Annotated in this window: 10 protein-coding genes; 7 read left to right on the top strand and 3 right to left on the bottom strand. The window is 39.3% G+C overall.

Annotation, left to right across the window (positions count from 1 at the left end; genetic code table 11):
• Window positions 1-74 precede the first annotated feature (74 nt).
• The 7 genes from RR876_RS14920 to RR876_RS14890 all read left to right on the top strand — a co-directional run bounded on the left by RR876_RS14920 (window position 75) and on the right by RR876_RS14890 (window position 6,877).
• Window positions 75-788 carry a GH25 family lysozyme gene (locus RR876_RS14920; RefSeq protein WP_114836645.1) on the top strand — a complete coding sequence of 238 codons (714 nt, stop codon included), beginning with the start codon at window positions 75-77 and terminating at the stop codon, window positions 786-788.
• A gap of 134 nt (window positions 789-922) precedes the next feature.
• Window positions 923-1,984 (top strand): DNA polymerase IV, encoded by a 1,062-nt coding sequence (gene dinB / locus RR876_RS14915; RefSeq protein WP_332478141.1) that lies wholly within the window; start codon window positions 923-925, stop codon window positions 1,982-1,984.
• Between the two features lie 347 nt (window positions 1,985-2,331).
• Window positions 2,332-3,048 (top strand): two-component system response regulator CreB, encoded by a 717-nt coding sequence (creB, locus tag RR876_RS14910; RefSeq protein WP_332478140.1) that lies wholly within the window; start codon window positions 2,332-2,334, stop codon window positions 3,046-3,048.
• A 3-nt stretch (window positions 3,049-3,051) separates the two neighbouring features.
• Window positions 3,052-4,521: a two-component system sensor histidine kinase CreC gene (creC, locus tag RR876_RS14905; RefSeq protein ID WP_332478139.1), complete on the top strand. Its 1,470-nt coding sequence runs from the start codon at window positions 3,052-3,054 to the stop codon at window positions 4,519-4,521.
• A gap of 172 nt (window positions 4,522-4,693) precedes the next feature.
• Window positions 4,694-6,112 carry a cell envelope integrity protein CreD gene (gene creD, locus RR876_RS14900; protein ID WP_332478138.1) on the top strand — a complete coding sequence of 473 codons (1,419 nt, stop codon included), beginning with the start codon at window positions 4,694-4,696 and terminating at the stop codon, window positions 6,110-6,112.
• Window positions 6,113-6,211: 99 nt separating this feature from the next.
• Entirely contained in the window at window positions 6,212-6,436 is a 225-nt protein-coding gene (locus RR876_RS14895) for a hypothetical protein (RefSeq protein ID WP_332478137.1), read from the top strand.
• A gap of 84 nt (window positions 6,437-6,520) precedes the next feature.
• A complete protein-coding gene (locus tag RR876_RS14890) occupies window positions 6,521-6,877 on the top strand; it encodes a RidA family protein (protein WP_089604163.1) in 357 nt (118 codons plus the stop codon).
• A 62-nt stretch (window positions 6,878-6,939) separates the two neighbouring features.
• On the opposite strand, the gene RR876_RS14885 is transcribed toward RR876_RS14890, so the two are convergent.
• The 3 genes from RR876_RS14885 to RR876_RS14875 all read right to left on the bottom strand — a co-directional run bounded on the left by RR876_RS14885 (window position 6,940) and on the right by RR876_RS14875 (window position 12,059).
• Window positions 6,940-7,482, bottom strand: coding sequence for a DUF2726 domain-containing protein (locus tag RR876_RS14885; RefSeq protein ID WP_332478136.1), 543 nt, complete (start codon window positions 7,480-7,482; stop codon window positions 6,940-6,942).
• Between the two features lie 383 nt (window positions 7,483-7,865).
• Window positions 7,866-10,271: a YgiQ family radical SAM protein gene (locus tag RR876_RS14880; RefSeq protein WP_332481913.1), complete on the bottom strand. Its 2,406-nt coding sequence runs from the start codon at window positions 10,269-10,271 to the stop codon at window positions 7,866-7,868.
• A 495-nt stretch (window positions 10,272-10,766) separates the two neighbouring features.
• The gene (locus RR876_RS14875; RefSeq protein ID WP_332478134.1) at window positions 10,767-12,059 is read right to left on the bottom strand and encodes a glutamate carboxypeptidase; all 1,293 of its coding nucleotides are present in this window, start codon (window positions 12,057-12,059) and stop codon (window positions 10,767-10,769) included.
• Between the last annotated feature and the right edge of the window lie 221 nt (window positions 12,060-12,280).

Here is a 12,280-nt window from a genome sequence, read left to right as displayed (position 1 = left end):
GCATGTCCGCAAGAAAGAAAGTTTCCACGCCGTCAAAAACCTCATACTCCTATTACATACTTGCCTGTGTAGTGATGCTATGTGTCGGACTGGGAATCACCTATTTTTTCTTGCAAAACAATGTCGCATCTGCCCAAGAGTATCCGGTAAAAGGCTTTGATGTGTCTCATCATCAGGGCGACATCCAATGGCAATCCATTTCTCCCCAAGAGTTTAAATTCGTCTATTTAAAAGCCACTGAAGGGGGCGATTTCAAAGACCGTAAATTTCAGGACAATTGGCTCAAAGCTCGTGAACAAGGCTTTTTGGTCGGTGCTTATCATTTTTATCGTTTATGCCGTGATGGCCAGATTCAGGCACAGAACTTTATCGAAACCGTACCGAAAAAAACCGATAGTTTGCCGCCTGTGATTGATTTAGAATATGACAGCACCTGTATCAACACCTATACCAGAGAACAGTTGCTCAAAGAAATTCAGGTTATGCACGACCAACTCTATCAACACTATGGCTTGCAACCCATTTTTTATACCTCTAAAGCATTTTATAATATTGTTTTAGTTGATGAATTTAAACAAACTCCCCTTTGGATTCGTGAATATCAAGGCCAGCCTGAGCTCAAAGGCAATCCGAAATGGACCTTTTGGCAACACACTAGCCAAGGTCAAATTAAAGGTATACCAACCTTGGTGGATCTCAATGTATTTCAGGGTTCAGAACAAGATTGGATCAGCTTTTTAGAGCGCCAAGGACTTTATCAACTGCCACAAAACTTACCGATCAAGTAAAGCAGTTCAAGCTCACCGTTGAAGTTCAAATACAAAAATACCAAGTCAAACTATGTCGCTTATGCCACATACAGGACTACGCAATCGATCTGAATAGTGCAATACTGACTTAGGTTTCAATATTAAAATTCAGCATGCGAAAAATCATTCACATCGACATGGATGCCTTCTATGCCTCTGTGGAGTTACTTGATCGTCCCGACTTAAAGCATTTACCCGTGGTGATTTCTTCACACCATCCTCGTGCCGTCATTGCTGCTGCATCCTACCCTGCACGTAGCTACGGACTCCGCTCGGCCATGTCGATGACTCAAGCCAAAAAACGCTGTCCTCAAGTGGTAGTGATTGAACCTAATTTCTCTAAATATCGTGCGGTCTCAGCGAAAATTCATACAATTTTTCAGCGTTATACCACACTCATTGAACCGCTTTCCTTAGATGAAGCTTATTTAGATGTAACGGAAAATTTACAACAACTGGCCAGTGCCACAGAAGTCGCTGAACGCATCCGTGCTGATATTTTTCACAGCACAGGACTGACCGCCTCTGCGGGTGTAGCACCGAATAAGTTTCTAGCCAAAGTTGCATCGGACTGGAATAAACCCAATGGTATCTGCGTGATTAAACCCTCACAAGTTCAGCAGTTTATTCAGCACTTGCCGCTTAAAAAAATCCCCGGAGTGGGTAAAGTCATGCAAGAAAAATTACATGCGCTCAAACTTGAAACTTTAGGTGATTTACAGCATGTGGATGAAAATATCCTGATTCATCATTTTGGCAAGTATGGCAAACAGCTCTATCTCTATGCACAAGGGATTGATGAGCGTCCTGTACAAGCGGAACGAGAACGTCAGCAAATTTCAAAAGAAACCACTTTTGATGATGACTTAACCCTTGAACAGTGTCTCCCATTTTGGCCCAAGTTGATTGCACAAGTCTGGCAAAGTTTAGAGAAAAAGCAACTGTATGCCCGTGGTGTCACCGTCAAACTGAAGCTGAAAAACTTTCAAACCCTACAGCACAGTAAAAGCTTCAAAATGCCATTAAAGCATCAAACTGAACTGCAAATGACCTTAGATATCTTACTCAAAGAAATGCAAATCACACCGGATCAACAATTTCGTCTTATCGGTGTTGGGGTCTATGCACTTTCGACTCAAGAGCCTCTACCCCAGCTCTCTTTGTGGTCGGACTGATTGCTCAATCAGTCATTTTTTAACCAAAAGAACAAAAATAATGCAATTTAGCATTCACAAACTGTGTTTTTAGAGTAATCTAATGACGCGCTACATTTATCCATGTAACCGCTGAGATGCTAAAACTTACCTTTACTTTTAGCATACGTCCTGTGATTGGCGTGACGATCAAATCCGAAGATTACAGGACATCTCTGATCTTTATCATGGGTAAAATACCTGCCTCAAAACACATTCAATATTTCTCACATCATTACAAAGTTCATCTCAACTTCACTTAAAATTCATTCGTCTTAAAAAAAGAAATTCAGTACACTCAAAATGATCAAATGAACATTTAAAGACTGATGAATAATAAAAAACAGATTCTATGTGTTGAAGATGATGCCGCGATTCTGATGCCCTTACGTTATGCACTAGAACGAGAAGAATGGCAGGTGACTTGGGCCAATACTGGTGCCCAAGCCATTGAATTTATTCAACAGCAACATTACGATTTTATTATTTTAGACATCGGCCTACCCGATATAAATGGCTTTGATGTCTGTAAAAAAATTCGCCTGTTTAACCACACACCACTGCTGTTTTTAACTGCACGAGATGATGAAATTGACCGCATTATCGGCTTAGAAATTGGAGCAGATGATTACTGCACTAAACCTTTTAGTTCACGTGAAATTGTTTCTCGTATTAAAGCGATTTGGCGCAGGATGGAAATTCAGAGTCAACTGCAAACCACTCAAACCAGTGTTGATCCACAACCTACTCCCTCTAAAGCTTGGCAATGTATTGATGAATCACTACAAATTCATTACCACGGTACAGCATTGCAACTTACTCGTTATGAATATCGTCTATTGAAGTTGTTGATCGATCATCCTGAACAAGTCTTTAGTCGCCAACAATTGATGGATCATATTTGGGAACATCCTGAACATAGTTTAGAACGTACAGTTGATACCCATATCAAAAGTTTAAGGCAAAAACTCAAACAGATTTCAGCAGCATATGATCCGATTATGACCCATCGTGGTTTCGGTTATAGCCTAAAACGGATACTGTAAAAAATGTCTATCTTTATTCGTATTTGGTTTTTCTTTGGTTTAATTATCTTGCTTGGGCTGTGGTTTATGTCCTATACCTTTAATCAGCAAGTGAAACCCAATGTCCGCCAAGTGGTTGAAGATACACTGGCTGAAAATGCTAATATTATTGCGATGTTAGTGTCTGAAGATGTCCATGAGAATAAAGTCAGTACAACACAATTTGATGAAAAAATTCAAAAAGCACTGAATCGTAAACTCAATGCCAATATTTGGCAGCACAATAAAAAAGAAATTAATCAACAAATCTATATTACTGACGCTAAGGGTATTGTGATTTACGATTCACAAGGCATCGCCACTGGGCAAGATTATTCACGCTGGAATGACGTTTATCTAACACTGCAAGGCAAATACGGTGTACGTTCAACCCGCAGCTATGAGGGGGATTCCAATAGCAGCACCATGTTTATCGCCGCACCCATTTATTATCAAGCAGCACCAAACCAGCAACAGAAATTGATTGGTGTGGTGAGTATTGGTAAACCGAATAGCTCTGTACAACCTTATATTCAACGCGCTGAAGATCAATTACTGCGCCAAGCCGCATGGATTACTTTACTCAGTTTATTTCTTGCCAGTTTGGTTGCCTATTGGCTCAAACACAGTATCGACCGCGTTCGGAAATACGCTCAGGCACTTGCTCCTGTGAATCAAACCCCTTATTTCCGTTCAGCCAAAGAGCTGAATCAAGTGGCACAAGCGGTTGAAAATATGCGTGAAAAACTCGAAGATCGTGCTTATGTAGAACACTATGTCAACACTTTAACCCATGAGTTAAAAAGCCCACTTACAGCGATTCAAGCCAGTGCAGAATTACTCAAAGAAGATTTGCCATTGAATGATCAACAACAGTTTGCAAGTCATATTCATGGTCAAAGCCAACGCTTAAAAACCTTAATTGACCGTATGTTATTGCTCACACGTTTAGAAAAATCCAAACATCAAATTGAAATTCAAAGCTTTAATTTATCTCAACTGATACAACATGTTTTAGATCAACACGCCAGTCAAATACATGCCAAGAAAATTCAGTGTTTATTGGATATTGAAGCAGATTGTACCATTCAAGCCGATCGCTTTTGGTTACAACAAACCATTGCCAATCTTTTAGACAATGCTCTAGATTTCTCGGCAGAATCTACAAAGATCCTGATTCAATTACATCGTCAAAGCCATCAGCAGATTCAATTACAGATTTTTAATGAAGGTGAATGGATTCCAGAATATGCTCTCACACAGATCTTTGACACTTATTTCTCATTGCCCCGCCCCATTACCCAACAACGCAGTTCAGGCATTGGTTTAAGCATTGTCAAACAAGTGGTTGAACAACATCATGGGCAAATTACTATTCAAAATATTCAAGCCAATCATGTTTCAAGTATTCAACCGCATCAACAAGGCGTATTGGTGACTATTCTATTGCCTTAGCAGGATTTAAAAACGTGGATTCTTCTATAAATTGATGTTTTTTTATAAATTCTTAGATTAGAATTTAAAAAGCTTCACCTAAACTTCACATAAAAATCAAAACCAACTCAAACAAAAACCATCTCACTTTCACATACTCAATCCTGAAAAAAACAAATCATCAGGAATCATTATGCGCTCTAATTTCCTTAGTCTTAAAATCATTGCAATCGTTATATTGGTCGCCATGTTCTGGGGCGGCTTATTTTTCATCACCAGCCTCGTCTCAGAACGCCAAGGCTACCAACAAGCCTTTCTTAAAGAAATCTCACAAAACAATATCAGCCCGCAAACCATTGTTTCACCTTATATACACGTCCCTTATGAGGAACAGAAAACCTGCTTAGATGAACAGAAAAAATCCTATGCATGTACAGAAGAAAGCTGGATGTATATCGGCGCTGATAGCACGCAATGGACCTCAAACTTTAATGTTTCAGACGATACCTACAAACGCACGATTTACCGTGCGATTAGCTACCAAGCCAATTTAACAGCGAAAGGAGTTTTCCAAAAAACTCTATTAGAAAATAAAAGCTATCTTTGGGATCGTGCTGAAATTATTTTTCCAGTCCATGACCCACGTGGTTTAGATCAGCAACCTACACTTAAAATACTCAATAAAAACTATGCTTTTGAAGTGAGCTCGCAAGGCAGTGATGGCTCAGGATTTGATTTTATGAGTATTTCTGCAAAAAAATATCCTGAATTGATCAGCGCCATTCAAAATGGCTTTCACTTTGACTTAACGGCAAACCTAACGGGTTTAAGCAAATTTACCCTTATTCCAACCAGTCGTAGCGTTACTTATCAAGCCAAAGGCAATTGGGCGGATATTAAATACGATGGTCAAAACTTACCGTATGCAAAGACCAGCGCTCAGCAGAAATTCAATGCACAATGGAAAAATATTGCCCTAGGTTATCAAAACCTGAATAAATTCATCTATTGTGAAAGCAATGATTGCACTCGCCAATTCGCTCAAAGCAACTACGTTCAAACTGCAAATTCTAGTGAGCATGAAATAGCAGGACATGCAAAAATTGGCTTAACAACTGAGTTTTTAGAGTCAGTGAATGTCTATACCCAAACAGATCGTGCGATTAAATACGGCATTGTGATTATCATCATCACCTTTGGCTGCTTCTTCTTATTTGAAGTGCTGAAAAGCTTACGAATCCACCCAATTCAATATTCTTTAGTTGCCATGGCGCAAGGCATATTCTTTGTTCTACTCCTTTCGATCAGTGAATATTATGCCTTTGCATGGGCATATATCGTTGCGGCGATTGCTTGTATTGGCTTAATGACTTGGTATTTATACTTTGTAATGAAAGGCATCAAAGCTGCTGCTTTGTTTGGCATTATCTTAAGCAGCTTATACGCCATTATGTATATGTTACTGCAATCTTCTGGCAAAACTTTCTTAATGGGTTCAATTATCTCCTTCGTTGTTCTCGCAGTTGTGATGTTTATTACTCGCCATATTGATTGGTACAGCATTGGGAATAAACCTGAACGTGAACTAAAAACCTATACCCCACCTCAATAATCACAAATCAATAATCACAAAACCCCGCTTGTGAATGGTGCATGGCCATTCACAAGCGTGCTTAAAAACAATCAAGTCAGAATAATATCGAGACCCGTTATGTACACCACGTATAATATCACCACACATATTTCGAAAAATCAGCAGTTAAAACAACTATGCCCGATACAAAGTTCGATTGCTTTTTGTTTAAATCAATTGAGAATGGCACAGATTCATTTTTTAAACTTAGGCAATTTGATTGTCTGTCCCGAATACAATTGCATATTGATCTTTCAAACCAAGCTTTTAATCCGAATCGATGCATTTTCAAAATCGCCATAAACTTAATCAATTGCAACAAACTAGATTTGCAGAATGACCATGATCACGTAAACTTTACCTAATAATTTGTATTCGAGAAATATGATGGCTGTACAACGTTTGCATGTCTCAAATCGTTTTTCTGAAATTGCTGTTTCAGGCAATTTGGTTCATTTAGCAGGACAATTGGCTTCTGACTTTGATTTAGATATTAAAGGACAGACACAACAAACTTTCGACATGATCGATCAATTTCTTGCTGATGCAGGCACAGATAAAAGCCATATTTTATCTGTTACGATTTATTTAAAAGACATTGAAAAAGACTATGCTGCTTTCAACGAAGTTTGGGATGCATGGGTTGCAGACATTGACGCCCTACCTCGTACTTGTGTTGAGGCAAAACTTTATGATCCACGTGTCTTAGTTGAACTCACGGTCGTTGCAGTTAAACCTGAATAAAAAATACACGCATCATAAAAAGCATGAGTCTTCATGTTTTTATGATAAACGCTGAGATTCAGTTAGCCAATTACACGTAATTTTCGAGTTTGTGCTGCATTATAGTAATCATATTTCTTGGCTACAGGCGTATCTCTAGTCAAACGCGACGAGGCATAGAGATCGCCATAAAAGTCTTCACGTAACTGATGATAGTCAGGCACTTCTTCATAACGAATCACTTTATAGCCAGCCATATCGAGGATCGCATCCTGAAACTGTGCCTTCTGTGGACGTTTCAGTGAAAGCGGATCTTCTAAAGCAACCACTGCCAAGACTTGTTGTGTACTGTCTACAATCACAAAATCGGCCACCAAATTACGGTATTTATTTCGTGTACGAGAAAATTTTGTAGTGAGTAGGGCATCATAAGACACATGCGCCAGCACGGTATGATGCGGTAAAATTTCTTTGAGACGTGTGTAGGTCAGTTGCTCATGCACACTGAAAATAGCACGTTGTCTCAATGCACTATCTTGCTGCTTGGTCTTAGGAATCAATGCTTTACTCGCTAAAATCATGACCAGTATCAACAACACACTAGCAATTACCATATAAGTTGTCATATTTGCATCCTTTTCATCTTTATTATAATTTTCGGTATCACACCGATTTTTATCCGATCAGTATAACCTACTGACCATTTCCCCAAACCACGCAATAAAAAAACTCAAGCTAAAATCAAACAAACGCTGATAAAACTAAACAATTTTTTGCAATGTCATTCGTTGTAACACGTTTTGTTTTAATCCGAATGAAACTTTGGCTATTTCGCCTCTTGACACTGTAATAGAGTGATTGATTCACGTGCAATATGATTCTTCGGATTGACCCAATTTTCCCGACGGATGGCAGAAAAGCCAACCTCTGATCTAATTTTCTGACGTAATAAAGAAAGATTGATCACAAAAAAAGGATGCCGTAGCATCCTTTTTATATTCAATTGCGATTAAGCACGTGACTTAGACTTCGGTTTTGATTTTGAATGTCCAAATGGCTTCTTGGCATCACCTGTTTCACGCGGTGGTAAACCTGTATGTTGCGTTAAAATCTGACCACGTTCAGGACGCTTCTTGGTATTTGATGGACGCGATTGATTTTTCGCTTGTTGGTTACGGCTATCACCATTACGTTTTTGCGAATCGCCATCCACGGTTGAGTTTTTCTTCCGAGCAGACTGATACTGACCTTCCGTCCCTTGCGGTTGATAGGTTGGAATCAAATGCTGTTTCGAGTTACCAATCAAGTCTTGGCGACCCATTTCTTTTAAAGCATCGCGAAGCAAAGGCCAGTTGTTTGGATCATGATAACGCAAGAATGCTTTGTGCAGACGACGACGCTTCTCACCTTTCACAATATCCACATCTTCGGTATATCGCGCCACTTTGGCTAAGGGGTTTTTACCCGTGTGATACATAGTGGTTGCGGTTGCCATTGGCGATGGATAAAAAGTCTGTACCTGATCGGCACGGAAACCATTTTTCTTCAGCCAAATCGCCAAATTCATCATGTCATATTCAGTCGTACCCGGATGCGCTGCAATAAAGTACGGAATCAGATACTGTTCTTTACCTGCTTCCTTACTGAAACGATCAAACATTTGCTTGAAACGATCATAGGTCCCGATGCCCGGTTTCATCATCTTAGACAATGGACCTTTTTCGGTATGTTCAGGCGCAATTTTTAAATAACCACCAACATGATGCTGAACCAATTCTTTTACATATTCAGGATTCAGTACCGCTAAGTCATAGCGTAAGCCCGAACCAATCAGAATCTTTTTGATGCCTTTAAGGGCACGTGCTTTACGATATAGCTGCGTCAAAGGTGCATGATCGGTATGTAGGTTTTGACACACACCCGGATAAACACACGATGGTTTACGGCAGTTCTTTTCGATTTCAGGGTCTTTACAATGCAAACGGTACATATTTGCAGTTGGGCCGCCCAAGTCAGAAATGATCCCTGTAAAACCTGGTGCAGTATCACGAATCTTTTCAACTTCACGTAAAATTGATTCTTCAGAACGGTTTTGAATAATACGACCTTCATGTTCTGTAATCGAACAGAAGGTACAACCACCAAAACAACCACGCATGATATTGACAGAGAACTTAATCATATCAAATGCAGGGAAACGAGCATCACCATACACAGGATGGGGTAGACGTGCATAAGGTAAATCAAACACATAGTCCATTTCTTCCGTCGTTAACGGAATCGGTGGTGCATTTAACCAAACATCACGCTCACCATGCTTTTGTACCAAAGCACGCGCATTTCCTGGATTGGTTTCAAGATGCAAAATACGGTTGGCATGTGCATATAAAACGGGATCATCTGCTACTGCTTCAAATGCCGGCAAACGAATTACAGCCAGTTCACGCGGTGGTAATTTATGTTTAATCGCCTTTGAAGATGGCTGTAACTGCACAATTTGTGTATCAGGATCGAGTTGATCCCCTTCACGAACAATTTGATTCGTCACAATTTCTTTTTGGAAATTTTGGTATTGGGTTAAAGAATTACCCTTATCTTTTTCAATTTCACAGCCATCTAAATCCTCAGTCATCACATAGGGATTAATAATCGGATCAACACGACCAATGGTATCCACATCATTCGATGCAATTTCCACAAACTTGGCTTTAGATGGACGGTTTAATTTATTCACGATAAATGCCGTGCCGCGAACATCGGTAATTTCGTGAATTTTTTCGCCTTTGGCTAAGCGATGCATCACCTCAGTAATTGAACGCTCACCATTACCGTACATCAAAAGATCGGCTTTTGAGTCCATCAACACTGAACGACGAACTTTGTCTGACCAATAGTCATAATGTGCAATACGACGTAAAGACGCTTCAATTCCACCTAACAATACAGGTACATCTGGAAATGCTTCACGCACACGTTGACAATATACGGTTGCTGCGCGGTCTGGACGTTTATTGGGTAAATTATCTGGCGAATAAGCATCATCAGAACGAATTTTACGATCAGCCGTATAACGGTTGATCATCGAATCCATGTTCCCAGCAGTCACACCCCAAGCGATATTTGGCTTACCCAAAACGCGGAATGCTTCAACATTAGTCCAATCAGGTTGTGCAATAATCCCGACCCGGAAACCTTGTGCTTCTAACGTACGACCAATAATGCCCGAACAAAATGATGGATGATCGATATACGCATCACCACAGACCAAAATAAAGTCACAACTATCCCAACCGAGTTGGTCCATTTCCTCGCGCGACATCGGCAAAAATGGCGCAGGTTCAAAACATGACGCCCAATATTTGTCGTAATCAAACAACGCTTTAGGCGCGGTCTGCATAGTATAAGCAGTAGACATGGCTAGCAATTCTCGGCTGGCAGATGAAAGATCTCAAATAAAGATCAAAGATGAAAGCCGATCATTTTACCATGAATTACATTCAGCTTGCTTGGTTAAAAAAGCATCATATACAGCACGTTATCATTTATTTTTTTATGCAAACGTAATTTCGAAATTTTTATTTAAAAAGAAACAATTCGACAGTTAAGAGCCAAAAAGCGAGTCCTTCATTCCTTAAAGAATAAATACCAATGTCCAGCCACTTGAGACAATAAACACTGCACCGAGACCCAACCGATCCAGCTGAATTACGCAGCAAAGAATGAAAAAAGTAACATCAACTATAGCTCTGCCGATCTCTCAGAATATCCCTCTCTTAATGGCACTTTTATTTAAGATCTGATCTATTTCCTTTTAAGATTCTGATATTTAGATTAGTGAAAGATGCTGTTAAAAATAAACACCATCTTTCATGATGTAAAAACTCAAATCAGTTCTTTCATACCAACTTTATTATTTTTGAGCGGTCGATAAATCCATAATCAACTTTGTCGCTAAATATAAACGCGGCACAATACTTTCGACTAAAATATATTCAGCATTATTTGAGTGTGCACCATCACCAGATAAGCCCATGCCTTCTACAATCGCTGCTTTCGAATTTAAGCCAGCAAATGCAGCATCTGTACCACCACCTGTTGCTTCAGCTAAGACTTTCATTGGTAAGTTAAAATCAGTTTTGTAAATAAGCTGTGCTTGTTCAGCCAGCTTTTTTGCCTGTGGGTTTGCCATTAAAGGTGGGCGACGTATTTCAAACTTTAACTTAACTTGACTATCAACTAACTTTTTATGTTTAATCCTTTCCTGTAGTACACGTTCCACTTGCTGAAAATCTTTAAATTGTAAAGCACGAACATCTGCTTGTGCAGTCGCAAGGTCTGGAATCACATTACGCACTTTACCTGCACTCGCCACAGTCCAGTTTAATTTCAACCCCGTTTTAGGATTCGATAAATCTTGTAACTGTAAGATTTGATGTGACAATTCTGTCAGTGCATTTATGCCTGCTTCAGGCTTAACACCGGCATGTGCAGATTTCCCTTGAACCTCTAAATATGCTGCACCAATCCCACTGGTGGCTAAACGTAAACTACCGTCTTTACCGCCACCCTCAAATGACAAAACCACATCTTGGTCTCGCGCAGTTTCAGTAATCAGTTTGCGTGAACCTGGCGAACTGATCTCTTCATCGGAGTTAAGTAAGACTGTAATCGTGCCATAATCTTGATAATTCAACTTTTTCAAAAGATCAAGCGTATGAATAATCACAGCAACCCCCTGTTTATCATCTAAAATTCCAAGACCAAAAACTTTATCCCCTTCCATTTTAAAAGGTTGGTCTTTCAACATTCCTGTTAAATACACCGTATCCATATGAGCAATTAGCATAATTTTACTGCTGCCTTTACCCTTCAAAACAGCTTTTACCATTGGACCAGTCTGTTGGGGCGTATCATCCATACGATATATATCTTTAGCTTCTACAATACTGACCTCAGCACCCGTCGTTTTTAATTGTTCGGCGACATATTTAGCGATCCTATTCACGCCGACAAAATCTTTACCGCCCGACTCAATATTGACTAAAGCTTCTAGGGTATTTAAATAATTCTTTTTTTCTGACTCAACCAGATGTTTGAGCTGATCATTAGATACAGCATGTACTTGCCCAAAAGCCAAACAGCTCAACAACGCACATGAGATTAAAGCAAGTTTTTTTAGTTGAAATTGAATTTTATTAGACATACTCATTATTCCATTTAAAGATCTTGCTAACAAACTATGAACATTTGATCGACTATTCAATATTTTTAAAAATCTAAAAATAAAAATGTTAGATAGATTAAATGTCATGATCGATAAATAAGTAAATCAGTATGTAGAAACCTATCCTAAACCTCAATTAGACGATTGATTCGTTTATTTTTTATATTTTTAATCTTCCGCACATAAAAAATCCCCCTCAG

It is taken from the genome of Acinetobacter sp. (assembly GCF_036666595.1).
GTDB lineage: Bacteria > Pseudomonadota > Gammaproteobacteria > Pseudomonadales > Moraxellaceae > Acinetobacter.
Note: the sequence above shows the minus strand (reverse complement) of the source record. Positions and strands in the feature narration are given on the sequence as shown.